The organism is Vibrio sp. H11, from assembly GCF_004804295.1.
Classification (GTDB): domain Bacteria; phylum Pseudomonadota; class Gammaproteobacteria; order Enterobacterales; family Vibrionaceae; genus Vibrio; species Vibrio ostreae.
Map to the genome: position 1 here is coordinate 241,667 of NZ_SSHN01000005.1, position 23,745 is coordinate 265,411.

20 protein-coding genes are annotated in these 23,745 nt (G+C 48.8%); 9 read left to right on the top strand and 11 right to left on the bottom strand.

The genetic code is table 11. From position 1 onward, the window contains the following. The first annotated feature begins 58 nt into the window (after window positions 1-58). From E6C74_RS10275 to E6C74_RS10285, 3 genes are all read left to right on the top strand, one after another. Window positions 59-1,852, top strand: a complete 1,794-nt coding sequence (locus tag E6C74_RS10275) for a hypothetical protein (RefSeq protein ID WP_136484755.1) — start codon at window positions 59-61, stop codon at window positions 1,850-1,852. Next, a complete protein-coding gene (locus tag E6C74_RS10280; protein ID WP_136484757.1) occupies window positions 1,849-2,145 on the top strand; it encodes a hypothetical protein in 297 nt (98 codons plus the stop codon). The genes E6C74_RS10275 and E6C74_RS10280 overlap by 4 nt, the downstream gene beginning before the upstream one ends. A gap of 595 nt (window positions 2,146-2,740) precedes the next feature. Continuing rightward, window positions 2,741-3,283: a helix-turn-helix transcriptional regulator gene (locus tag E6C74_RS10285; protein ID WP_136484759.1), complete on the top strand. Its 543-nt coding sequence runs from the start codon at window positions 2,741-2,743 to the stop codon at window positions 3,281-3,283. A gap of 29 nt (window positions 3,284-3,312) precedes the next feature. Here E6C74_RS10285 and E6C74_RS10290 read toward each other — a convergent pair whose 3' ends face one another. The 7 genes from E6C74_RS10290 to E6C74_RS10320 all read right to left on the bottom strand — a co-directional run bounded on the left by E6C74_RS10290 (window position 3,313) and on the right by E6C74_RS10320 (window position 10,292). After that, entirely contained in the window at window positions 3,313-4,569 is a 1,257-nt protein-coding gene (locus tag E6C74_RS10290; RefSeq protein WP_136484761.1) for a Y-family DNA polymerase, read from the bottom strand. After that, window positions 4,569-4,982, bottom strand: a complete 414-nt coding sequence (gene umuD, locus E6C74_RS10295) for a translesion error-prone DNA polymerase V autoproteolytic subunit (RefSeq protein WP_136484763.1) — start codon at window positions 4,980-4,982, stop codon at window positions 4,569-4,571. Before umuD ends, E6C74_RS10290 begins: the two co-directional genes overlap by 1 nt. 410 nt (window positions 4,983-5,392) lie before the next feature. Next, window positions 5,393-5,671 carry a 50S ribosomal protein L25 gene (gene rplY / locus E6C74_RS10300; protein WP_136484765.1) on the bottom strand — a complete coding sequence of 93 codons (279 nt, stop codon included), beginning with the start codon at window positions 5,669-5,671 and terminating at the stop codon, window positions 5,393-5,395. Window positions 5,672-5,953: 282 nt separating this feature from the next. Further along, window positions 5,954-7,300, bottom strand: a complete 1,347-nt coding sequence (locus E6C74_RS10305; RefSeq protein ID WP_136484767.1) for an ATP-binding protein — start codon at window positions 7,298-7,300, stop codon at window positions 5,954-5,956. Beyond that, the gene (locus tag E6C74_RS10310; RefSeq protein ID WP_136484769.1) at window positions 7,290-7,949 is read right to left on the bottom strand and encodes a response regulator transcription factor; all 660 of its coding nucleotides are present in this window, start codon (window positions 7,947-7,949) and stop codon (window positions 7,290-7,292) included. The genes E6C74_RS10305 and E6C74_RS10310 overlap by 11 nt, the downstream gene beginning before the upstream one ends. 66 nt (window positions 7,950-8,015) lie before the next feature. Next, a complete protein-coding gene (locus tag E6C74_RS10315; RefSeq protein ID WP_240798173.1) occupies window positions 8,016-8,339 on the bottom strand; it encodes a PepSY domain-containing protein in 324 nt (107 codons plus the stop codon). Between the two features lie 216 nt (window positions 8,340-8,555). Then, the gene (locus E6C74_RS10320; protein ID WP_136484773.1) at window positions 8,556-10,292 is read right to left on the bottom strand and encodes a DEAD/DEAH box helicase; all 1,737 of its coding nucleotides are present in this window, start codon (window positions 10,290-10,292) and stop codon (window positions 8,556-8,558) included. 86 nt (window positions 10,293-10,378) lie between these two features. Between E6C74_RS10320 and rsuA the strand changes: the two genes are divergently transcribed. The 3 genes from rsuA (at window position 10,379) to E6C74_RS10335 (ending at window position 13,633) form a co-directional block, all read left to right on the top strand. Then, entirely contained in the window at window positions 10,379-11,080 is a 702-nt protein-coding gene (rsuA, locus tag E6C74_RS10325) for a 16S rRNA pseudouridine(516) synthase RsuA (RefSeq protein ID WP_136484775.1), read from the top strand. Window positions 11,081-11,756: 676 nt separating this feature from the next. Continuing rightward, the gene (locus tag E6C74_RS10330) at window positions 11,757-12,965 is read left to right on the top strand and encodes a Bcr/CflA family multidrug efflux MFS transporter (RefSeq protein WP_136484777.1); all 1,209 of its coding nucleotides are present in this window, start codon (window positions 11,757-11,759) and stop codon (window positions 12,963-12,965) included. Continuing rightward, window positions 12,965-13,633 carry a DUF2913 family protein gene (locus E6C74_RS10335; protein WP_168797007.1) on the top strand — a complete coding sequence of 223 codons (669 nt, stop codon included), beginning with the start codon at window positions 12,965-12,967 and terminating at the stop codon, window positions 13,631-13,633. The genes E6C74_RS10330 and E6C74_RS10335 overlap by 1 nt, the downstream gene beginning before the upstream one ends. Window positions 13,634-13,708: 75 nt before the next feature. On the opposite strand, the gene E6C74_RS10340 is transcribed toward E6C74_RS10335, so the two are convergent. Genes E6C74_RS10340 through E6C74_RS10350 form a run of 3 tightly spaced genes read right to left on the bottom strand, consistent with a single transcriptional unit; the run spans window position 13,709 to window position 18,991 of the window. Continuing rightward, window positions 13,709-15,691, bottom strand: coding sequence for an MtrB/PioB family decaheme-associated outer membrane protein (locus tag E6C74_RS10340; protein ID WP_136484781.1), 1,983 nt, complete (start codon window positions 15,689-15,691; stop codon window positions 13,709-13,711). Window positions 15,692-15,700: 9 nt separating this feature from the next. After that, window positions 15,701-16,663, bottom strand: coding sequence for a DmsE family decaheme c-type cytochrome (locus E6C74_RS10345; protein WP_136484784.1), 963 nt, complete (start codon window positions 16,661-16,663; stop codon window positions 15,701-15,703). A 57-nt stretch (window positions 16,664-16,720) separates the two neighbouring features. Beyond that, the gene (locus E6C74_RS10350; RefSeq protein WP_136484786.1) at window positions 16,721-18,991 is read right to left on the bottom strand and encodes an OmcA/MtrC family decaheme c-type cytochrome; all 2,271 of its coding nucleotides are present in this window, start codon (window positions 18,989-18,991) and stop codon (window positions 16,721-16,723) included. A gap of 509 nt (window positions 18,992-19,500) precedes the next feature. Here E6C74_RS10350 and E6C74_RS10355 point away from each other — a divergent pair. Beyond that, window positions 19,501-20,124 (top strand): c-type cytochrome, encoded by a 624-nt coding sequence (locus tag E6C74_RS10355; protein ID WP_136484788.1) that lies wholly within the window; start codon window positions 19,501-19,503, stop codon window positions 20,122-20,124. A 23-nt stretch (window positions 20,125-20,147) separates the two neighbouring features. Then, a complete protein-coding gene (locus tag E6C74_RS10360; RefSeq protein ID WP_136484790.1) occupies window positions 20,148-20,777 on the top strand; it encodes a NapC/NirT family cytochrome c in 630 nt (209 codons plus the stop codon). Window positions 20,778-20,819: 42 nt separating this feature from the next. Here the strand turns inward: E6C74_RS10360 and E6C74_RS10365 are convergent, their stop codons facing one another. Continuing rightward, window positions 20,820-22,253, bottom strand: coding sequence for a DUF2867 domain-containing protein (locus tag E6C74_RS10365; protein ID WP_136484792.1), 1,434 nt, complete (start codon window positions 22,251-22,253; stop codon window positions 20,820-20,822). 99 nt (window positions 22,254-22,352) lie between these two features. On the opposite strand from E6C74_RS10365, the gene E6C74_RS10370 reads away from it, so the two are divergent. Beyond that, window positions 22,353-23,729, top strand: coding sequence for an MATE family efflux transporter (locus tag E6C74_RS10370; RefSeq protein ID WP_136484794.1), 1,377 nt, complete (start codon window positions 22,353-22,355; stop codon window positions 23,727-23,729). The last annotated feature ends 16 nt before the right edge of the window (window positions 23,730-23,745 follow it).

Here is a 23,745-nt window from a genome sequence, read left to right on the forward strand (position 1 = left end):
AAATCACCCTATTCAAACCCAGCTCCGGCTGGGTTTTTCTTTTTAAGGACACAAGTTTATGAGTTGGATCCAACTAAATGTATCAGTGGCCAACGGCAGCGATGTCGTGACCGTCAACAATAATCTGTCGACCGCTAAGGTGCGCGTTGGTGATGCGTTGATTTTGGCAGGCTTTCAGCCGGTTGAAATTGTTGGTGTGTACGCAAACAGCCTGACCATTGCCAGCAACTGGGAAAACTCTGCGCAGAATGGGGCCATGGCCGCAGTGATGCCCACTTTTGGCGACTTTGATAACGCCGCCGCTACGATGCGCCAGTTTACTCAGACCACGCAAGGCAATTTTGCAGCCATGGAAGCATGGTGGACCCAGCAAAGCGGGTCAGTGACCTTTAAAGGCCAGGATGGCGCAGAGCACCAGGTGCGCTCGGCCAAACAGATGGACCAGGACGTCCAGGAAAAAACGGATGCCGTACAGGCGGTGACCGATGAGATGGTCAGCCTGGTTGGCGCTCAGGTCGCGCTGACACAACCGGATGTGTATATCCCGTTTAACGATAGTCTGCAAATTGTCCGTGGCTACGGTACGCACGACAAAATCGACGTATCATCGGCTCAGGATGGTTCGGTGATGGTAGAACTGCCGACCAAATCGGTGGAATTTAGCCGGGCGAGTGGGCGACAGGTCATTAATAAAAACGGTGTCTATAAGTCACTTGAAATTGATAAACCAGGCATTAGCAGTAAAGGTATTGGAATCTTTAAAAACTTCACGAATAGTTTAATCAGAAGCCAAGACCAAGAATCAGCGTATACAATATCCAACGTCACGTTGACACCAGATGCAGACACTCCACTAGATTCTGATAGTTATCTTGTCGCTGAAACAACCGGGGATACGAGCCATTATGTCCAATCGAGGGTAGTTGTCACCGATCTTCCTGCAGGTGAAAAAATTTCGGGGGTCTGGCATATCAAGGTTGACCAAGAACAGTGGTATGGAAAATCAAATGAGTTTTTTTCATTTTTCATCTACAACTGGGACAACACGATCGACAATTCAAAAGTTAACATCGCGTTTGATGAACAAGGCGAACCGATAGTTACTTCTGGTGAGGGGTTCAATATTACCCCGTTGAACAATGGTTGGTATCGCGTCAATATCAGCCATGAATTGCAGTCCCCATCAACACAGATTCGCCTGCGATTACTTATGGTTAGAAATGGCTCGACGCTTTACACAGGCGACCCTAGCCGATACATGAAAACCGTCGGTTGGCAAGTGGTCATAGGTTCCTCATGCACTTTACTTCCTTATGTAAAAACGGAAGATAATCCAGTCACGACCTCATCCGATGTTGTGACATTTCCGGTTGAAGGTAACTTACCAGTGACTGGTCAGTCATGGTGTTTTGCCTGCGAGACAGACTTAGCGCAAGATCTTGGAGACTCAAATCGCACGGTACTTTCTGTGGGTAATGCCTCAACGATAGGTAACTTTATCGGCTTGGTGGCAACTGCGTCCAATTCATTTGTTTTTAGATCTGGAGGCAACGCATCCGGCGACACAAATCTTGGCTCAATATTTAATAACCCTGCTTATATACCAAATGGAGTTAACACTCTTTCGGTACAGTACAACGCTGATTCTTACACGGCATGCCTATATGTAAATGGGGTTAAGAATAGTATCGGTGACGTTTATGTGGGTAAGATAACAATGCCGTTTGATGGGGTTCTGCGTATCGGTGCTTCGTCTGGAACCTGGCATTTGAATTCTCACATCAAGAATATTAAGTTCTTTTTCCGGTTGCTATCTGAAGCGGAACACAAGTCTCTAGGTGGTGCTCAATGAACTATTTACCTTTGTATTTAAGAACCGAAAGTTACAACGAATTCTTCTTAGCTTGCGCGGATGCGGGGCTGGTATCAGACGGAGAAATCATCACATCCAGCCATAATCACTCAATGATTCTGATAGGCAAGCTCTACAAAGAGACCGGTGTTACCCTGAAAGATTCTGATGGGAACGACTATCCGGAAATGGCAGCTCTGCCGGGGTATCATGTAAACCTGCGCTTCAAAGAGCCTGTTGGTTTGGAACACCTGGCCGTTGAGCCGGAAAATATTCTGGTTCAATGGGCTTAATGATTTTAAATGAGTTGATTATCCTTAAAAGCAATAATTACTGTGACTCATCGCTTAATAAATAACATAGCGCTGACTTAATGCTAACTTATTGATCTGTAATAATTGAACAAGAGTCTCAATAGTGATATTTTCATATTTCTTCTGAAAGTGTCTTTGTATAGGCACTACCTAGCCAACTGAAGGTTTTATACAAGATCTGTATGACCTCATGGGGAAACCCGTGAGGTTTTTTTTCGATTTTGAGAGGATACAGGTCAGTTTAAAGCTGAGAAAATTGGCCAAAACTATACACTTCAAACTACTAACAATCTAAATTCCGCCTGCAAAAACTGTTAGTGCAACATTAGTAATACCAGCAATTACTTTAGAAATTCCTTTCCTAGTCCGAGTCTAGTATCAAACGCATTTCTTTCCATGTAACTCTCCTCCAGATTTACATTATCTCTGCTATGCATTTACTTGCATTTTAAGTTCCATTTTGTGAGGTTGTAGTGAAAACTGGAACATTACTATTCTAGATTTATCGCTCATATGTTATTGTTTGTCGCGTCCAGTCAGGTTTCTCACGAAAAAATTAAAGTAGGTACATTAAATGGAACAAGAGATTGAATATAAATACGCCAATTACTCAAGCGTCATACTTATGATTTTAAAGGACATAAGGTTAGAAAAAGGGGTTCATCAAGGAGCTATTGCTGAGCGTATAGGTAAAACACCTAGTGCCTGGACCAAAATAGAAAATGGCCAGTCAAATTTAACTGTTGATGTGCTTGTTGGAGCTTGCTCAGTATTACAAACGAGTCTCTCTCAGATAGAAAACTGGTGTAGCCTATACATCCCTATACTTAGCGCCCATGGATTTCATATACAAGTTGGTCACGTTAGCACAGAAGAGGATCAATTGTTAAAATATGTATCTGATTATTACAATAGTAAAGGGTATGAAAAAATTAAGCATACTCAAGAAAGAGTAGGCTTTTATAGTTACAATCCTTTATTTTTAGGAACTACTAAAACACCAACTATTGTTAGGTATTGTAGTTATATTCAATATAGAGATTGGATAAATAGTGGTGCTGAAGGAGTCCCCCCTGCATGTTATATGGATATAATGAATTTCGAAAACGGATTTTGAAAAATCGTATTTATTAAAATGTGAGTTTATCAACACTTAATCACCGGCACGTCGCGCCATTTTGTTGTGTATTGCGGGGTGAGCATATCTCTCCGCATATGCCATTTCTGATTAATTCCTTGTGCACCAAGAAACAGTGTATCGGTACCATATTGGCCATTCAGGGCATCGAACACTTTCATCAGCTTATCGTTGCCCGGGTTTGAATTCAGAAGGTCCAACTGCTCATGCCGGCCATCCACTAATTCAATCAAACCCACTCCGATTTTGTAATAACGCACACCAGGCTTAAACAGCTGACTGGCTGCTTCTGATGCTATTTTCACTAACTGCGTGGAATCAGAAGTAGGGTAGGGAAAGTGATGAACACTACGAAAACTGGCGGGCTGATCATCAAACGGAGAGCTAGACGCAAAGCACAACATGACACGGCAAAGAGAGTGCTGCTTACGCGCTTTATGTGCAGCAATGCCGGCATGTTTGCTTAATGCCTGCTGTAATGATCCAATATCAGTGATGCGCTCACCGACACTGCGGGTTGAGTATATCTGCTTCTTATCGGCCCGGGCGGTATCCCAACCTTTGCAAGGTAAACCGTTTAGCTCACGCACCGTTCTCTCAACTTCAACGGAAAAATCCCGGCGAGCCTGCTGAGGTGCGTATTGTGCCAAATCATAAGCGCTGTTGATCCCCATATGCTTAAGGCGTTCTGAGATACGCCGGCCAATCCCCCAGACATCCGCCGCATCAAGCTGCTTCAGAATATCAACGCGTGCCGGTTCGTTATCGATGACACAAACGCCCTGGTACCCGGGAATCTTTTTCGCGGCATGATTGGCTATTTTAGCCAGAGTCAGGGTGGCTCCCATGCCGACACAAACAGGCAGCCGGCACTCTTTCCATACTGTACGCCTGAGTAAGGTACAATGTTCGCGCATATCAGTAATGGCTGGAAAGCAATGATGGAAGGAGAGGAAAGACTCATCAATCGAATAGATGTGCTGCTCCGGTGCGAAACGTCCAATCACTTCCATCATCTTTGCCGACAAATCGGCATACAGCTCATAATTGGATGACAGAGCAATTACGCCTTTCAGCTCGCACAAAGCTTTTACCTGAAAGTAGGGTTTGAACTTCTCAACGCCGGATTCCTTAGCCTGGCGGTTGGCCGCAACTACGCAACCGTCATTATTTGATAGAACAATAACGGGCTTACCGCGCCAGTCCGGGCGGAATACCTGTTCGGCGCTGCAGTAAAAAGAATTGGCATCAACTAATGCAAACATCACCGGCTCCGGGAAGCGAGCAGATAACTCGGACGATGGCAGCGTATAGACCGGATCACCACACCTTCAATTGAGAACGTATCCTGGCTGCCGATATAAACAGGCGGCATCGCGTCATTGGCTGATACAAGCAGCCGACGAGACATATCTATCATCTTGCAAACAAACTCACCGTTGTAGTTCGCGACGATCACATCCTGGTTTTGTACAGTCACATGGCGATCGACAATCAGCAAGTCGCCGTCAAAAATCCCGATGCCCTGCATCGACTCGCCAAATGCCTGACCAATAAACGTTGCGCTTGGGTGCTCAACCAGGAGTTCATCAAGGTCCATTCCTAGCTGAGTATACTCTGCCGCAGGAGATTCAAAGCCGGTAATGCCGGCGCTTGCATGTATCGGGATAACTTTCATACCAATCAAAATAACTGTACATATATACAGTTATTTTGATCTTAAAGTGAGAATGAGTCAAATAGAGAATGAAAGAATAAGTGAGATACTGATGAAGTGAATAGGGAAAAACGTTGAGGTAAAGAAGGGGAGAATGGGATGTTGTAGGAGGAAGAAAATGACGCTAAACCTATGCTGATCCAACTACTGTATAACTACACCCTAACTACACCCTTAATACACCTACAAACTAGTCAAGTATTGTAAGTGTTTGATCTTAATTGGTAAGTTGGATTTTTCAGGCTTTAAAAACGGTGAAACCCCGATGTTGGTAGCATCGGGGTTTCGAATTTTTAGATATTTCGGATGGTAAGGCCGATAATCTTTATGCAAAAGGCTGGATTAAATCCGGCTAATTCCCTGGTGAGGAATTAGATGCGGATGAAGTCCATGTGCTCAACTTTTGGCTTGAACGCGTGACGTTGAACGTCTTGTGGTTTAACCTTAACTTCAGCACCATCGATTACTAGAACGATAGTTTCGTAGAATTCAGGCTTATCCATCTGGTTGATCACGTCATCGTGGTTCAGAGCGATAGAAACTGGCGCAGCCTCACCACCGTAAACGATAGCAGGGAATTGACCAGCGTGACGTAGGCGGCGGCTCGCACCTTTACCTAGCTCAGTACGTACTACTGCTTCAAATTTCATAGTATTTACTCTCAAATTAGTAAAAATAGATAGTGTTACAGCAACAATGCGACCTTGTTGCTGTGTTAAAGTTTTGAAACCAACGAAGAGTTAGCATCAAAACGAGCGCGGATACTAGCATTCAAACGGCTTGTGAGCAATAGAATTTCTTTCGGTTCGATGCTGTATGATGCTGATTTGCCCGATTTTCGCTGGTTTTGCAAGCGTATGGTTGATTGATTTTCAAAACTAGCTTGGTTGACTCTGTTTGGGCGCAGACAGCGGCAATGCTGATAGTCCGAGTCACGGTGTAGGCTGTTTCAGGGTCAGTGTGACTTTCAGTCCACCCAGTTTACTGCGTGATAAAGTCAGTTTGCCCTGATAACTGTGCGCCATTTCACTGACAATATTCAGTCCGAGTCCAGTTCCTGGTTCACTTTCGTCCAGGCGTACGCCACGTTTGGTTGCACGATGCAAATCAGCCTCATCGATGCCCGGGCCGTCATCTTCAACGGTAATTTCCACCCGTTGTTTATCAAGGGTACGGCTATAAACTCTAATCAGGGATGATGCCCACTTATAGCCATTTTCCAGTATGTTGCCCATCATTTCATCAAAGTCGGTGCTTTCGACACTGACTTCGAGTTCTGAATCCAATTCGTTGACCAAAATGATTTCACGTTCGGCGTATACTTTATCAAACGCGATGGATATGGCGTCAACCCGTTCACTCGGGTTGGTTTTGGCTGCCAGAATATTGGCCGAGCCGGCCATTCGGGCCCGGCCGAGATGATAGTCAATCTGAGATTGAATCTGATCAATAGAAGGTTGCAGCTTGTTTTGCTGATCCTGGGGCAGTTGTTCGCTTTCGTTTTTCAGTACCGACAGCGGGGTTTTCAGAGCATGGGACAGGTTACCTGCATGATGACGTGCGCGTTCCAGCAGTTCCTGGTAGTGAAACAGCAGGGCATTGAGATCGCGGATCAGCGGAGCGATTTCTTTCGGGTAACTCTCATCCAGACTCGATTGTTGCCCTTTGCGCAATGCAACCAGCTCTTTTTGCATTTTCGCCAGCGGCCACAGCGACCAGGAAATCTGTGCTCCAATCAATATCAGCACGCCGATAAACAGTAAACCGAGGATGCCCCACAATTGGCCTCCGACCTGTTTCAAGGTCGCCATGATGGGCGCTTCATCCACTCCGACCACAATGTTAATTGGATTGGAGAATTCCCGCAGATAAATGGTACGCGACAGCACAATCAAGGGTTCATCTTTGGCGCCAAAGTAACGGGTTTTAAGTGCATGGGTTTCTTTGGTCATCGAGCGGTCCCACAGAGAGCGTGAGCGCAACTCCTGGCTGCCGACTTTGGCGGTCCAGTACAGACCGCTGTAGGGCTGATAGAAACGGGGATCTGACAAGCGGATGCCAAGGCTCAGGCTGCCACGGTCATTGGCGCCGAGGTTCGCCGTGATTTCATCCATCGAGAGAGTAAGCTGCTGCTCGGCATCGGCAACCAGGTAATCTTTGATAAGGCTTGGAATCAGATAACCGGCCGCAAGAATCATCACGCCTAGCCATAAGGTTGCAGCAAGCAATAAGCGGGTTTTCAGACTGAGTTTTCTGAGCGGCGAGGACTTATTCGGCATTCAGCTGATATCCCAGGCCGCGCACGGTTTTGATGATTTCAGGTGCGACTTTTTTGCGTATCCGACCGATGAACACCTCTATGGTATTGGAGTCACGATCAAAATCTTGCTTGTAGATGTGCTCAACCAGTTCGGTTCGTGAAATCACCTTATCCGGGTTGTGCAGAAAATAGGCGATCACTTTATATTCCAAAGCCGTCAGGCTGACCGGCGCGCCCTGCCAGGTTACCGTGGAAGTGCGAGTGTCCAGACTGAGCTGGCCGTAAGACAAAACCGGTGAAGCACTACCGGATGCTCTGCGTAACTGGGCACGCAAACGCGCGATCAGCTCCAGAACTTCAAACGGTTTGGTGAGATAGTCATCTGCGCCCGCATTCAGGCCGTCAATCCGTTGGGTTAGCGTGTCACGCGCACTCAGAATAACGACCGGTGTGTTGATGTTCTCATCCCGGATGCCTTTAAGCACTGTCAGGCCATCGAGTTTTGGCAGGCCCAAATCGAGAACAATCGCATCCCAGGGCTCAGAAGTGGCGCGATACAGCGCATCGACGCCGTCTTGGGATAACTCTGCGACCCAGCCAGCCTGATCCAGGGCGTCGATAATTTGTTCGCCCAAGCGGGTATCGTCTTCGATAACCAGAATTTTCATGTATTTTCTCTTTGTTATTTTTTATTCAGCATAAGGCGCCCGGTGGACGCCATATCTTATTCCGAGTTAGCGTTTGATAAACTCAAGCACGTTACGTCCTTCAATAGACATTAGCTCAAGGGTGGTGGCGTTGTATTCCACCTCAATCACTTTATTGTCATGCACCAGTTTGAGTTCGTAGATCCATTCGTTGTCGTCTTCTTCGAGTTCGACTTTAATCACGCGGCCATAAAGCTGTTCATCAATCGCCGCATATAATTCTGAGAACGGGCGGATACGGCCCTGTTGTACAGCTGCAAACACTTTGTCTTGGTCTTCATCAATCTCGACTCGCGCTCCATGTCGTTCTGCATCTTGCAGAAATTCATGACCGGCACTTTGCTGAGCCATAACCGGTAATGACAGGCAGCCCAGCAGGGTGATCCAAGTACGAAGTTTTAAGCTTTGATTTAACATATGTGATTCCGTCCGATTGTGGTTAACGATTTGATGCTCAGTATACGAAGCACAAAATGAACCCAAGCTGAATTGTTTGTTAAGCTAACATCTGGTTGCATATTGGTGCAATGTCAACAAATCCATGGTATTGACGTTGGATGCTATCGTTCAACGCAGTTCATCTTCAAAAATTTTATCGCGCATTTTCCAGAAACGACCGGACTTGCGCGCGATGACAAACTGCGGCGGGCGGAAGCGATGCTGGTTGTTGACCACTTTGGCCGGCGATGCTTCGTCAAACGGACGATGTTTGTCTGCCAGATGAGGACGCACAAAACGCTGTTTAAAGGTTGCTTTTTGTTTCGGGGTACTTAATGACCAAAATTCATGCACTTGGGCGTTGTTGTCTCCGCGGTAGGTGACTTTCAGTTGGGACTTGCCTTTGTCGTCTTTAAGTACTGATAAGTCCATTTCCAGGCATTCGAACACCAGCGCATCTTTCAGATTGAGCGCTTCTTTAAGCTTTTTGTCCGGATCAACCAGGGTCGCGTCACACTCATGGCAGATGCGTGCGGCGATGTCATTATCAGCGCCGCACTCGCCACAATATTTGGCACGGAAACGGTAGCCACAATGTTCCCGCTCGCCGGTCTCTTCATCGGTAAAGTAGCCTTGGCAACGGCGGCCAAAATGTTCAAGCAGAAAGCCGTTGCTGTCGAGCTTACCCCAGAAATTATTATTGAAGCCGCATGCCGGGCAGGGAATAGTGATGATTTCACTGTCTGAATCCGGTTTCGGATCGCCGACCTCAGGCTGATACAAATCGTAAGTGTTGCCAGCATAGTCTAATACCAGACATTCGGTTTTACCCGGTGACAGACGCAGTCCGCGCCCGACGATTTGCTGATAAAGGCTGACTGACTCGGTCGGACGCAGGATCGCAATCAGGTCAACGTGCGGAGCGTCAAAACCGGTTGTCAGGACAGACACGTTAACCAGAAATTTTACTTCACGCAGTTTAAAGCGTTGAATAATGGTGTCACGTTCCGGTGAGGGCGTATCACCAATCACGATGTCGGACTGTCCTTGTGGCAGTAAGGCGAGAATTTCCTGCGCGTGACGCACGGTCGCCGCAAATATCATCACGCCTTGTTTGTCTTGGGCGAGGTGAATGATTTGCCCCACAATTTGTGGTGTTGCCCGTTTGGATTGCTCAATCACCATATCCAGTTCTGACTCTTTATAGCGGCCGGTATTCGCTGGCTTCAATTGAGAAAAGTCGTAACTCAGTACCGGCGCGTCAATCAATTTGGCCGGGGTGAGGAATCCCACATCGAGCAGATAAGTGATCGGCAGTTCAAAAATACAGTCGCGAAAAAAGCGCGCGTCTTCACTGCGCACCAGGCCGCGGGTGTGATACTGGTAGATCCAGCCCATGCCTAAACGGTAAGGGGTGGCGGTCAGTCCCAACACTTTCATACCCGGATTGAGGCTGAGTAAGTGGGTGATGACTTTTTGATAACTGCTGTCTTTGTCATCCGGGACACGGTGACACTCATCAATCACCAGCAACGAAAACTGATGTTTAAACGCATCCAGATTGCGCACCACAGACTGGACCGACGCAAACACCACCTGCTGATCGGTTTCTTTACGGCCCAGGCCGGCGGAAAATATAGCGCCCTTCTGGCCATAGCCTTCATATTTGGCGTGGTTTTGCTCAACCAACTCTTTGACATGGGCAAGCACTAATACCCGGCCTTTGGCCAGACGAGCCAGTTCCGCAATCACCAGGCTTTTACCGGCACCTGTCGGCAGGACGATAACCGCTGGCGTATTGTTGTGACGAAAATAATGAATGACGGCTTTTACCGAGTCAGCTTGATAGGGGCGAAGTGTATACATACAGTCGGACGATGAATTCTGTGAAATAGCTCAACTATTTAATGTGGGCTCTGTATAATACCCGACTTCGAGCAGATGAGGTATGCATGCGTTTAGATAAATTCCTGTGTGACGCCCTGGGCACCACACGTAAAGAAGCCACTCAGATCCTGAAAAGCGGCGATGTCACCGTTGATGGTCAATCGCAAAAAAGTGGCGCATTCAAAGTCAGCGAGACATCCGTTGTCGAATGGCAGGAGCGTGAAGTTACGCTGAGTGGCCCACGATACATCATGTTGTTCAAACCGGAAGGGTTTGTTTGCTCTCACGAAGATGGTTTTAATCAGACTGCATTTGTGTTGCTGGATGAAGCGAACATGCGCGGGCTGCATTTTGCCGGCCGCCTCGATGTGGATACCACCGGTTTGGTCTTGATTACCGATGATGGTCAGTGGTCGCATCGTATTACGTCGCCAAAACACAAATGTGATAAAACGTACCGTGTGTGGCTGGCTGACCCAATTCAACCGGATTACGCAGAGAAACTGGCGCAGGGGATTGAGCTGCGTAATGAACGTGACATGACGCTGCCAGCTCAGATGGAAGTGGTGGATGAAGCGGAAAACGAACTGCTGCTGACCATCCATGAAGGAAAATATCATCAGGTTAAGCGTATGTTTGCCGCTTTGGGTAACAAAGTCATTGGCCTGCATCGCGAACGGGTGGGGGATATCGTGCTGGATGATACCCTGGAGCCGGGTGAGTACCGCTTCCTGACTGAAGACGAAGTCGCGTCGATCTGGAAATAACCCTGTTAGAGGCTTGAGTCACAGTCGCGTCTGTCCTCTCTATTCCCTCTCTATTCCCACTCTGTTGTTTACTGAGTAAAGAGGAAGATATAAGCGGGACACACGTACTTAAGCGCACATACTTAAGCGGGACACTCGCAGTTCAGAGGTTTATACAGGTGCGGTATAGGCATGCAAGTGCATACTGGCGGTAAGAGAACAAGGACAGATGTCAGAAAAGGTGTGTGTCCTTTTTATTTTCTCCTTAGTAAGAGTGTGTCCCCGTAAATGGTCGCCCATAAATGCCTGACTGATTGCAACGACTTGTGTGTCTGAATAGGCGTTACTCAGATACTGCATCGATGCTGGTAAAGGCCTGGTTGGTGTTTGTTCTGTGCTGGACACTGAGTTCAATTAGGAACTAAAAATCGAATTAGGAAATAGTTTATTTCCTAATAAGAACTAGAAGTTTCTCGGCTTTGCCATAAGCTAGAGAGTGGAAGCAATGTTTTCGATATTACCCTGTCGATTTGAGTCTGACTTGGCGTTATCTGCCTTCGTTTCTCCGCGCATGAAATTTTCTGTTGCGGGCTCACTCATTTCTCGTCGTTAGACCTGATTGTTCGGGATGTCGAAATCGAATCAATAAGTGCGGCACCTGGTGTCGCACTTCGTATTTTTATCAGAGTGGAGATGTATGACCTCAACGAATTCCCCCCTTAACTACGATGCGTCGAAGATAGGCTTTTTGTTATTTATTGTGCTCGGTGCGATTGGTGCACTGACTCCGCTGGCCATCGATATGTATCTGCCAGCCATGCCAGCTATCGCCCAAGATCTGGGGACCACTGCTGGCCAGGTGCAGATCACGCTGACCGCTTACACGGCAGGCTTTGCTATCGGCCAACTTTTGCATGGCCCTCTCGCTGATAGTTATGGACGTCGCCCGGTGATGTTGGGCGGTATTTTCCTGTTTGCGGTAGCGGCTATGGTCAGCGCCACCACGCATGGTATTGACGCGCTGACTTATGTGCGGGCGGCACAAGGTTTTGCTGGTGCTGCTGCTGCCGTGGTGATTCAGGCTGTGGTACGCGATATGTTTGACCGTGAAGATTTTGCCCGCGCGATGTCGTTTGTCACCTTGGTGATCACGATTGCACCGCTGGTCGCGCCGATGATTGGCGGTTATCTGGCGGTTTGGTTTGGCTGGCGGTCGATCTTCTGGTTACTGGCTGCTTTTGCTGTGGTTGTTATTGCCATGGTGTTGTGGAAAATTCCGGAGACCCTGTCTGACGAAAACCGACAGCCGCTGCATTTTCGCAGTACGATGAAGAACTATCTGCGTCTGTGTCGCAGTGGTCAGGCGATGGGGTTAATTATGGCCGGAGCTTTCTCGTTCTCGGGCATGTTTGCCTTTTTGACCGCAGGTTCATTCGTCTATATTGATCTGTACGGCGTGAGCCCGAGCGAGTTTGGCTATCTTTTTGCGCTGAATATCGTCGCGATGATCGCTATGACGACTCTCAACGGCCGTTTGGTGAAAAAAGTCGGTTCGCATGCCATGCTGCGTTTTGGTCTTTTTGTACAGTTACTGGCTGGGCTGGGGCTGTTTATCGGCTGGTTCACCGGCGCTGGCCTGTGGGGGACGGTGCCGTTTGTGGTGATGTTTATTGGGACCATCTCTACTATCGGCAGTAATGCAATGGGGCTGCTGCTCAGCGGGTATCCGCGTATGGCCGGGACGGCGTCTTCTTTAGCGGGCACGTTACGTTTTGGTACCGGCTCGGTTGTTGGTGCATTGGTGGCAGCGATGCCTGGCGGAGAAAGTTGGCCAATGATTTTCGTTATGGCCGGATGTTCGTTATTATCTGCGAGTTTTTATTGGACATTAGGAAGAAAAGCATAGTGTCAGACTACTATCTGGAAATTCAGAACGTCGTAAATACGGCGTTAGCAGAGCTGAGCGCAGAGCATAGCGCCGGGAAAGTGGCCGATGCCCCGGTCGCAAATAACCATTTTCTGGTGCACTGGGTGACTAAGGCGATCAAAAGTCAGCGTTTCCACCGCTGTGTGAGTGACGATTTGCTGCGTTGGCAAAAGGCTGGCCGCTCAAAGGGCAATCAGTCTGAGCTACTTTTTACGTTTAAGCGCATTTCTGCTTACTACGCGCAATTTTTTGCCGGTGATGCCGCCGCGGAGTGCAACGTCATTACAGATAAAAAAATTGAGCAGTTCCTCGATACGATGGAGCAAGCGGATTGGGAAGTGTCAACTTCAGAGCCTCTGGTAGGTTGCGGTAAAGTACAGATCTTTACCGACGGCCAGAACTCGCTGGCACTGTGTGCCGAGCAGTGCGAGTCGTGTTTTGACGGTGAGCTGCTGGTTAAACCGATGAGCTGGTTTGTCCGTGGTTACCACGCCGGCTTTATTGAGAAGGCGGCCGAAGCAGGTTTTATGCTACATAAGCGCACCGATTATAAGTCGAACGTGAAGTACCACGGCGAGTATTTGATCTATCCGGGTAATCAGGGTCAGCAAGTGGCTGAAATCCCTCTTAGCTTTAAAGCTGATTAAGCCGGTAAATCACGCTTGAGTTTTGTAACAGGAGAGGAATACCTCTCCTGTTTTTTCATCTTTAAACAACCTACCTCAGAAACGGTAACGCCAATAGACGGCCCCAAATATCCCCTCATAGCTTTGCATCACATCCCCCATGTTCTCTTCCTGCACGAACAGGTAGTCACTTTCACGGTATTTTTCATAGCGGATATTAAGTAATACATTCTGGTCGTCGGAGATTTGATAGTCACCGGTCAGCTCGAAGCGATGTGCGCTTGCTCTGTTATCAGGATAGCGGTAACTGTTTGAGCTGGCGTCGGTTTCACCTGTACTGCGACTATGGGAATAGTCGAAAGAGATCTGCAGGGTATCGTGGAAAAAGTCATCTTTGCTTAATCCCAGACCAACCGTAGTGACGTAATCCCTTGAACGGGTGGTATAGCGGTTCCATCCGACTACGTCACTATTAGCATGATGTTGTGCTGCGCGAATATATTGCTGAGTAATAAAGGCGTGTCCGTTTACACCACTGTCGAGTGCAAAGTTGACCGAAGCATCATAGCCGTAATCTTTGCCATCACTGATGCCGATATCCGGAGTCGGGTACTGGTCATCGGCATACCAGGTTTCGACAACCAGCTGCAGGCCGGGGGAAAACTGATAACTGCCGTCAGCGCGCAGTTCCAGCCTGTCGCGATCGGCGAGATAATATTGTCTCAGGTGCGGGGCGTCGGGATCGCTGTTATTCCAGTCAGACCCGTCACGAGAGGCATAAGTGAGTTTGCCACCCAGTGTCCAATCGGCCTGAGGCCGATAGCGTGCCCCGATATAACCCGCTTGCTGTTCGGTCTGCTTCCGGTCGGCGTAAGGGCGTCTGTCCCGTTTATATTCATAGCCGGCGTTAAGACGCAGAGAGCGCGACAGTTTATGATTTGCCGCGACCTCTAACCGGGTGCGGTCGCGGTCATACGCTTTGCGTGTGGTGCCTATCACGGTGTGACGGTCTGAATCATCGTTGCGATCCAGATAATCAGCACTGACTTTAACGGCGGTCTTGCGGCTGAGCTGATTATGGTAATCAGCACTGAGCTGGACAGTGTTGATCTCACCGCGAAAGCTGTCTGACAGCACCGGGGATTGAGGAAATGGGTTCATGCCACTTTCTGATGTGCTGCGTGACCACAATAATCGACTGTTAAAGGTTTGTTCTTCGAGCCTGTAGTTGCCGGACAGTGCCAGTTGGTGGAAATCATTGTCAGGCTCATAGGCGATCTGGTTTTGATACGGGTTAGCGGCCAATCCGTAGTGTAGTGCGGGCTCATCATTACGGAAAAATGAGCCTTGGTAGGAGAGGTCGGTCATCCAGTCCTTGGCAATATAGCTGATACCGAAATCGGTATTGAGGGTTTGGTTATCTATCGGCTTAGGAATAAAGCCAGGATTATTGCCAAGGCCGGGATTCACAAAAGTATATAACGCGCGAGTGCCGGTCTTACGCTCGTGTTTCATCGCTGCATGAGGTTGCCACGGCGAATGGGGAGTATATTTAACGCTTAATTTGACGGATTCACGCGTGGTTTTTGGGCTGAACGTATCAAGTGTGCCACTAGTCAGGTAGCTGCCATTGTCGTGATAAACGCTGAGCCAGGAATAGCCAGCAAAATAAGGGGTTTCACTGTAACTGCCCAGGAAACGCAGACCATCATAGCGACCGTTTTCCCATTCCAGCAGGAATCGTTGCAGGCCGAGGTCGAGGGCCGTGATGCGATTGTAGTAGCCGTCGTCTTCATACTGTTCCATGTTGATACTCAAAGCGGGATTAATCGATTTATTGAGATCACCCGTGCCGTAGACCGGTGTGTTCCAGTTATTAAAGCGGGCGCCTTGATCGTTATCCAGATACCCCAAGCCGAACTGAATATCGCCGTGCCAGTTTCCATCGCTGCTGCAGGGCTCACATTGCCAATCTGCTGTATCGAAGCTGGCGCTGCGCTGCAAAGAATAATCTGCGTGGACAAGGCTGGCCGCGGGCAATGCCAAGGCAATCAGAACCGATAGTAAGGATAATTTCATCTCTGCTCCTTAGTTTCTCAGCGCCTGTCCACGAGGGTGACTGGAACCGTGCACCTGGCTGTGACAGTTGAGACAACTTCCGCCGCGTACGCGCAGGTCACTGACGGCGAATTCGACGTTAGCATGTGGGACCTGATGACATGACTGGCACAGCTGAGGCAGTCTCTGTTTCAGCATCGCCGGGTTGACAGAACCATGCGGGGTGTGACAGGCAGTGCAATCTTCACTGACCGGTTCGTGCTCCCATAAAAACGGGCCGCGTTTTTCTGCATGGCAGTCGTAACAGGCCGCGTTGACGGACGGTTGATTCAGGCTGAATTCATTGACGCTCTGGTGCGGGTTATGGCAATCGCTGCATTGCATTGTCCCGTTGAGCATCGGGTGACTGGTGCGTTTATGTAAGTCAGCTTTGGTCTGGCTGTGACAGGTAGTACAGGTCTGAATTTGTTGCCCGGCATCGAGCATGGGATCTTGTTTTTTATGCACCCGATGACAACTGGAGCAGGACAGGCCTTCAAAGGCGTGTTCGCTGCTGTGCCAACTGGCTCGTTGTGTGTCCTGATGGCAGGACAGGCATACGCTGTTTTGTTTTTCAGCCGGAACCGGCGAGTCCGGGCCAAAGGTGATCATGGGCTCTCGCAACTGGCCCTTACGCGGAGAACGGGCATGATTGCCAGCCGGTCCGTGGCAGGCCTCGCATTGCTTATCTCGCATCGGACCGTGGATGTTAGCTATCTTGCCGTGAACATTGGCAAAAATGCCGCTGCCCGGGTGGTCCGATTCGTCATCATGGCAGCGCAGACAACCCTCTGCGCCGCGGCGTGAATAATTTCCCGCGCTGAACTTTTGATCCAGCGTTGTCTCAGCTTCGAGCCTGGCATCATCGGCAACGCTCTCTTGCGCATTTAGCGTTGGGGACAATACCAGTAGCACGAGCATGATAAAACACCACAGCTGCACACCTTTTTTCATAACCCATTCCTGTTTTGATGCGTTATTGATCATTCGTTGGAAGGTTGTCTTGAAGCCTCAGTCGCGATAATCATAAACTTGGTGAACCTTATCAACGCCTTGCGATTGCCCGATGGCATGACAAGATGCGCACTGCTCTGAACCGACAGCGTCTGCCGCATTATCGGCGGCAAATACTGCGCCATTACTGAGCATATGCGTCAGTATTGCGTCGCCGGCAACATTATCGGGGTCGGCGTTGGCCAGCGCTGATTCCAGATGGCAGGCTCCGCAGGCAACCAACGCCGGGCTGAAATATTTGCCTGATGCCAGTGATGGGCGGGTATTTTCGCTCGTCGGCAGGTTGTATTGGCTGTTGGTATGGCAAGCTTCACAATTGTTGAGTGCGCCCGGAAAACGTGACTCTCCCGCTCTTGCCGAACCATAAGCATGAAAAGAGTGGACATGGTATTTGAGATCCGCGGCCATACCGGGATAGAACGCGGACCGCTCAGAATTGTGGCAGTTTTTACATTGCTGGAAGTCGCTTGCCGCATGAGGATGCTCGCCCAGTTTATGAATCGTTAACGCTTGGTGACAGGTATTGCACCTATTGATATCCGCCGCCACCGGCAGTTTGTGGGTCAGGCTGACACCACCGGTATCAAAGGAAGAGGCGCTATTATTGGCCGCGATGACAAACGGGTATTTAAGCAGGTCTATCCCGGTGAAGTTGCTGCAGTCGCTGAGTACGGCATTTCTTCTGTCGCCACAGAGCGGAATGTCAGCCAAATTGACCGTCAGTTTGGAGAGCGCCCCGGGTTTGAGAGCTGCCGTGCTGAAATCTTTGTGGCAGGTAAACAGACCACTTCCCAGGGCAATACAACCGTCACCCAGATTACCGTCTGCAGCCATATCCAGCCCGTTATTGGCTAACATCAGGCCATCGCCATTATCCCAGTTGAGTAATAAGTTAAGGTGGCCGTGTTCATTGATGAAGGAGGTAATATCATCCAGGCTACTCACCGCGCTGCCGTCTTTTTCGATGCGCACATCGACTTCAAATTGACTGTTAATGAAACGGGCCTGTTCAATCGAGATCTGCAGTGAATCTCTTGCGACAGCCAGGTTTTGTAAACGAGTCATGTGGACGGTTTTAGCGCTTCGGCTGGCATCCTGGCCAATAATGGGTTCATTGTTACCGTCGAGGTCGTATGGGCGGTGGCATCCGGTGCAACTGTTTTGCACGACGCCGTTACGAACCCAGTTGGTGCCGACCTGATTACTGTGCGCGCCACGATCCCGGTACAGGTGGCAGCTTTCACAGGCAACCTGACTCGGATGCTCGAACCAGTTGTTGGCATCCGAGGCAAGCGTGGTATTGTCCGAGTGGCAAGTGGTACAGTTGCGGGTATCTTGCGGGAAAGGGTTGCCTTCAATAACCAATCCATCGATGTCCGTCACTAATTGGTCATTACTATCAACGGGTTGCTTGTAGGTGGTCAGATCGCTGCTGCTGGTGCCGATTTTAAACACATTACCGTGATACTGATGCACCAGCACTGCCAATGGACGGCGGCGGGGAGCCGCTGCCGGATTACTGTCGTTATGGCACGCAGTACACACAGCAATGTTGTTGTCGATTGAGCGATAACCGGGACCGTGATGAAGGGGCTCATTCATATGACAGTTGGCACAGGTACCCTTTTCTATCACGTTTCGGGACACAGTATTGTCTGAACGGGTGCCGGGTACCCATTCAAAAATCTGAGTGAAGCCAAGGTCGTGATCGCCATAGGCCATCACAATGCGATGTAATTTATCCTCATCCCAGGCAATAAAACCGCCGTTATCGGCAGAGTCGGCGGGGTAGGGGTCGGCAACGTTCAAAATATCCGTGATAGCGAAGGTGTAACGATAACCTTGGGCCGTTTGTACAAGCTCTCCGTCCCAGACATTTTCCATTTGTGCCCGGTTATCGCTGGCATTGCTGCTGTGATGAAAACTCTTCCAGAAGGTGTTGCCGTTGCGTCCGTTGTAGGCATAAGCGGCGCTGGTGCTGTCATCGGTATCCATCCGGGCTGGCATCGCTTTCAGCACGGCAATGCGAAAGTCTTTGCTACTGTCGAATGTGACACGGCGTCCTGCGCCATCTGTGACTTGAAAGTCGACGACCAGTTTGGTGTCTGTCCCGTTCTCTGCGGTCAGCAGTGCAGGGGTGTCAATGTTGACACTGAAGGTGGTTACGTCAGGTGGCGCCTGATTTTGATCATTTTTGCTGCCGGGCCCACAGGCGCTCAGTAACAGGCTGAGCCCCAGGAATAGCACAGCTGTTTTGCTTATTGTCATTGTCGTGCTCCCACCTGAACTTTATCCCTACTTCAATGGAATAACAGCGCAACGGATTTCTTGTTTGCAGATTGTTTATTACTTATATGGCCGTAAACTGCTTATATATTTGAATCATCGGAATTTATTGTTTTGATTTCTGATAATCATTTTCCGCCGTTTTTAGGGCTGGTTTAGCCATGTTTTACAAAAGTATAGACAGAGAAAAAATCATCACCATATTTTTATTGTGGATTTTAATCTATAATCACAAAACTCGATTAGAATGATTTTGCAATGTCATCGTGAGATCTGGCTGGCTATTTTTTTATGATATTAGATAAGTAGCAGAATAACTGTAGTGAGTGAGAAAGCCGGGCTGGTTATGTTTATAAAATATGTTGCTTATCTTGTCGTTGCCTTGATGGTTGATGCTGTTTATTAATTAAAAATATTCTACTTACTAAACATGGAATTATAACATTGGATATAAGTATTAGTTTTATTACTCTAATTTAGGATGAGCGAACATGTTTAACTCTTTAAAATTAATAATGCTGCAACTATCTTTAATAACCACTAGTACATTTTTTAGCATTGCTTCATGTGCTTCCGGCACTGATCTAATCCAGCGCTTTGAATGTGAAGCCTGCCATGGCAAGGATGGTGTATCACAAAGTACAGACATCCCGACCATTGCCGGTATTGCTGAGTTTAATCTTATCGATCAAATGCTGAGTTATCAGGAGGGTCGACCAGCTGCCAAAGTGCACCATGTCAGCGGTGACACCAGTCAACAAGGGGATATGGCCACCATCGCAACTGCGCTCACTGAACAGGAAATTGAGCAACTGGCCGCTCACTACAGTGGGTTGCCTTTTGTTCGAACTAAGCAGACATTCGATGCAGCGCTCGCTGCCCGGGGTAAAGTGATTCATGCTGAAAACTGCGAAAGTTGTCATATCCAGGGCGGTAGTGATGCGATGGAAGAAGTGTCGGTTTTAGCTGGTCAGAAAAAAGGTTATTTAATTAAAACCTTGCAGCAATTTTATAACGGACAGCGTTACGTAGATAAGAAAATGGATCAGGCAATTAAAAGCCTCACTCAGTCAGACTTATTATCGTTGGCTGAATATTATGCGAGTATGCAATGAATTGCTTTTAGCGAGTGGTATCTATGAACTGGTGGAAAAAGCCTAATTCAAAATGGCTACTTGGAATCCCTTTAGGCGGAATGTTAGCATTTATTTTAGGTGCGCTGTCCCTTGGTGCATACCATGGAGTGATGGACTATACAAATAACAATGCTTTCTGTTTCTCGTGTCACATCGGCATGGATACCATAGTTGAAGAGTATCAACAGTCGGTTCATTTTAACAATACCAAAGGGGTTATTGCTGCCACTTGTGCCGATTGCCATGTACCACGTGAATTGATACCCAAGTTAATAGTAAAAATAACCGCCAGTGCGGATGTAATTCATAAACTGACGGGAGATATCAGATTAGATAATTTTGAAACTGAGCATCGGCCGCGTCTGGCAAAACACGTGACGCAGCAGTTTATCGACAATAAATCCAAACAGTGCCGTTATTGTCATCAGATAGAGCGGATGGAGCTTGAGAATCAGGCGCGCACAACAGCCCGGCGTCATCAGATGATGGAAGAGCGGGGACAGTCGTGCATAGATTGTCACGCCGGTATTGCTCACAAGTTACCCCAATCTGAGCAATCTTCCCAACCCGCGCAATCTGAAAATACCCAAGATGAAAGCAGCGAGCCGTCATCGAGGGCTGTGAATCCTTAGTCCTGGTGACGACTTGCCCCGATGTTGTTGTGACCCTTGGGGCTAATCGTCGTGCTCCGCCAATTGGCAGATTGCTCTCACCATGCCGTTAAAAATAAACAGGTGGGCCGGCATCATGGCAAACCAGTAAAGTAATCCTGCAAACCCTTTTGGGTGCCACCAGGCGGTAATATTCAGCTCCCTTACGTCACCTTGATCTTTAATCGTTACTTCTAAGCGACCAAGCCCCGGACCTTTCATACCAAATAACAGAGAGAGGAAATGCGGCTTTTCGACCCGAATCACTTTCCAGGAGTCGATAAAGTCACCCACCTTAAGTTCCGGGCCGGGAGGCGATACCCGGATTGGCTTGCCTCCACCGACCAGAAAATCCAGCCATTCTCGGGTGCGCCACAGAATGTTGGCAAAGAAATAGCCCTTCTCCCGGCTACCGATCTGCTGTGCCACCTGCCACAATGCGTCAGCAGAGGCGTGTGTCCTTATAGTGGCTCCGGCACATTTAGGATAATAGCCGTAGCCGGCTTGCCAGCGCTGCAAAGCGGCGGGGTCGAATCCCCAGACGTTGCTGCGCACGAAAGTGCCTTCCTGTTCGATGGTGGATTTCGCTGCGTCATAGTAGCTGATTAACGGTTGCGGATAACGAGTGCGAATCGTGTCGGAATCGGTGACGTAATCATGTTCCAGTCCGGCTAATAACGCCCGGCCAATGCTTGATGGTACTGAGGTGACCAGACCCAGCCAATAGGACGCCATGGCTGGCGTCAGCATGCGGGTTGACCAGAGTCGAAAAGGTTTGCCGGTCAGCTGACAGATGACTCTGAACTGATCACGATAAGAGAGTGTATCCGGGCCGCCGGCTTCCAGTATCTGATGTCCAGATGGATTTTCCTGTGCCAGTTTGAGCAGATAGTGATTCAGATTTTCCAAAGCGATCGGGTTGGCTTTGGAGTCGACCCATTGAGGCGCAATTAACAGAGGCAGGTTATAGACGAAATCACGCATGATCTCGAACGCTGCTGAGCCTGGGCCGACAATCACCCCTGCGCGCAATTCTGTCACCGGGACGTGACTCTGGCGTAGAATATCACCGGTCTCTTTCCTTGCCTTAAGATGGTTCGACTGGCCTGTGGCTGGTTGCAGCGCGCTGAGATAGATGACGTGGCGTACCTGGCTTTGGTCCAGTGCGGATTTAAAGTGATGAGCAAGGGATAACTCATATTCGATAAAGTCATGGCCTTGCGCCATACCGTGCACCAGAAAAAACACCAGCTCGAACTGAGGCACGAGCTGAAGTGTTGCCTGCTCATCAGCCAGGTCCAGATGGGTAATCGTCAAGTGCGGATGGGGTGAGGTTCTTAGCGTCAGGTAGTCGGTCTGGCGAGCAGCCGCGGTGACATCGTAACCTTGTTCCAGTAATAGAGGGAGGAGCTGCGATCCCACATATCCGGACGCGCCCAGAACCAGAACTCTCTTCATGATCGCCTCTTGCAATGGAGTGGTGTGATTAGGTGCATAAGCGTATAATAACGGTTCATTTTTAGCCTTGCTATCAAACTCTTGTCCAGAGGTGGTCGGTTGTCTGTTGTGTCTCAAGTTTTACATTACACCAAAGGTGATTTTTTTCGTCATCTGATTGCGATTGCGCTGCCGATCAGTTTGCAAAGCATCATGTTTTCCAGTCGCGGCTTAGTCGATGTGTTGATGCTGGGACAACTGGGCGAAGCTGAAATTGCCGCTGTCGGCGTCGCTGCGCGTGCAACCTTTGTGACCACGATTATGTTGGTGGGCGTGACAACCGGTGGCGCTCTGCTGACCGCACAGTACTGGGGGGCCGGTAATCAGCGCGGGGTGCGCGAAAGTACCGCATTAACCTGGCTGGTTTCTATGTTTTTTGCGCTGTTCACTGTGGCACTGTTTCTGATTTTTCCCAGTGAGATTATGGCACTGGCCACTGAGTCGCAGCGTGTTAATGGGCTAGGCTCCCAGTACTTAATCATCACTTCTTTCAGCATGCTGGCGGTTGCATGCGTCAGCAGTATGGCAGTCGGATTACGAGCCATGCATAAACCGGGTATCAGCACTTTTTTCAGCGGGATTGGGATCCTGGCGAACGTTTTCCTCAACTGGTTACTGATATTCGGTAAATGGGGATTTCCTGCCCTTGGTATTCAGGGGGCGGCGATTGCGACTGTGATCAGTGGATTGGTCGAAGTCGGCTGCCTGTTTGGTTATTTGTATGCCAAGCAGCATTTGTTGGCGTTCCATCTTGGCGATATTCGCGCGGTACTGGTGTGGAAAACGATAGTCCGGTTTCTTAAGCTCTCTTTGCCGACCACCGTCAATTTTCTCGGCTGGGCGGGTGGGCTGTTTGTCTATCATGCCATTATGGGGCAAACCGGTGTTCAGGGTTTAGCGGCACTGTCTGTGATGACGCCGGTAGAGTCAATCTCGCTCAGTCTTTTGATTGGGATGTCGAATGCGGCCGCGGTGTTAGTCGGCAACCAGCTTGGCGCCAGAAACTTTGACGCGGTTTATTATCAGGCGATTGGTATTGCGGTAGTGAACGTGGTCGCCGCCGTGGTGGTGGCATTTTTACTCTATCTGGTGCAGATCCCCATTCTGAATTCGTTTAGTGCACTGACTGAGCAGACTCGCGATCTGGCGGACAAATTCATCGTGATTCTGAGCCTTGGAATAGTTCTTCGTTCTGTGCCTATGATGCTGATTGTCGGGGTATTACGAGCTGGCGGCGATGTCAAATTCTGTCTTGCCCAGGATACCGTCGCCCAGTGGTTGATTGGCATTCCTCTGGCGGCATTTGCAGCCATCTATTTACAGGTGGCGCCGGAATGGATTTATCTGCTGTTTCTTACCGAAGAAGTGGTGAAATGGTTTGGTTCTATTTGGCGTACAAAAAGCAAGCGCTGGATGCGCAATTTGATCGAAAACTAGATATATGACATCTTAC

Bases quoted from the DNA above. Each gene is read 5' to 3' on its own strand.
- E6C74_RS10275 (WP_136484755.1), top strand. From the start codon at position 59: ATGAGTTGGATCCAACTAAATGTATCAGTGGCCAACGGCAGCGATGTC.
- E6C74_RS10340 (WP_136484781.1), bottom strand. From the start codon at position 15,691: ATGAAATTATCCTTACTATCGGTTCTGATTGCCTTGGCATTGCCCGCG.
- E6C74_RS10280 (WP_136484757.1), top strand. From the start codon at position 1,849: ATGAACTATTTACCTTTGTATTTAAGAACCGAAAGTTACAACGAATTC.
- E6C74_RS10305 (WP_136484767.1), bottom strand. From the start codon at position 7,300: ATGCCGAATAAGTCCTCGCCGCTCAGAAAACTCAGTCTGAAAACCCGC.
- rsuA (WP_136484775.1), top strand. From the start codon at position 10,379: ATGCGTTTAGATAAATTCCTGTGTGACGCCCTGGGCACCACACGTAAA.
- E6C74_RS10365 (WP_136484792.1), bottom strand. From the start codon at position 22,253: ATGAAGAGAGTTCTGGTTCTGGGCGCGTCCGGATATGTGGGATCGCAG.
- E6C74_RS10315 (WP_240798173.1), bottom strand. From the start codon at position 8,339: ATGGCTCAGCAAAGTGCCGGTCATGAATTTCTGCAAGATGCAGAACGA.
- rplY (WP_136484765.1), bottom strand. From the start codon at position 5,671: ATGAAATTTGAAGCAGTAGTACGTACTGAGCTAGGTAAAGGTGCGAGC.
- E6C74_RS10360 (WP_136484790.1), top strand. From the start codon at position 20,148: ATGAACTGGTGGAAAAAGCCTAATTCAAAATGGCTACTTGGAATCCCT.
- umuD (WP_136484763.1), bottom strand. From the start codon at position 4,982: ATGAAAGTTATCCCGATACATGCAAGCGCCGGCATTACCGGCTTTGAA.
- E6C74_RS10350 (WP_136484786.1), bottom strand. From the start codon at position 18,991: ATGACAATAAGCAAAACAGCTGTGCTATTCCTGGGGCTCAGCCTGTTA.
- E6C74_RS10330 (WP_136484777.1), top strand. From the start codon at position 11,757: ATGACCTCAACGAATTCCCCCCTTAACTACGATGCGTCGAAGATAGGC.
- E6C74_RS10310 (WP_136484769.1), bottom strand. From the start codon at position 7,949: ATGAAAATTCTGGTTATCGAAGACGATACCCGCTTGGGCGAACAAATT.
- E6C74_RS10320 (WP_136484773.1), bottom strand. From the start codon at position 10,292: ATGTATACACTTCGCCCCTATCAAGCTGACTCGGTAAAAGCCGTCATT.
- E6C74_RS10345 (WP_136484784.1), bottom strand. From the start codon at position 16,663: ATGAAAAAAGGTGTGCAGCTGTGGTGTTTTATCATGCTCGTGCTACTG.
- E6C74_RS10355 (WP_136484788.1), top strand. From the start codon at position 19,501: ATGTTTAACTCTTTAAAATTAATAATGCTGCAACTATCTTTAATAACC.
- E6C74_RS10285 (WP_136484759.1), top strand. From the start codon at position 2,741: ATGGAACAAGAGATTGAATATAAATACGCCAATTACTCAAGCGTCATA.
- E6C74_RS10290 (WP_136484761.1), bottom strand. From the start codon at position 4,569: ATGTTTGCATTAGTTGATGCCAATTCTTTTTACTGCAGCGCCGAACAG.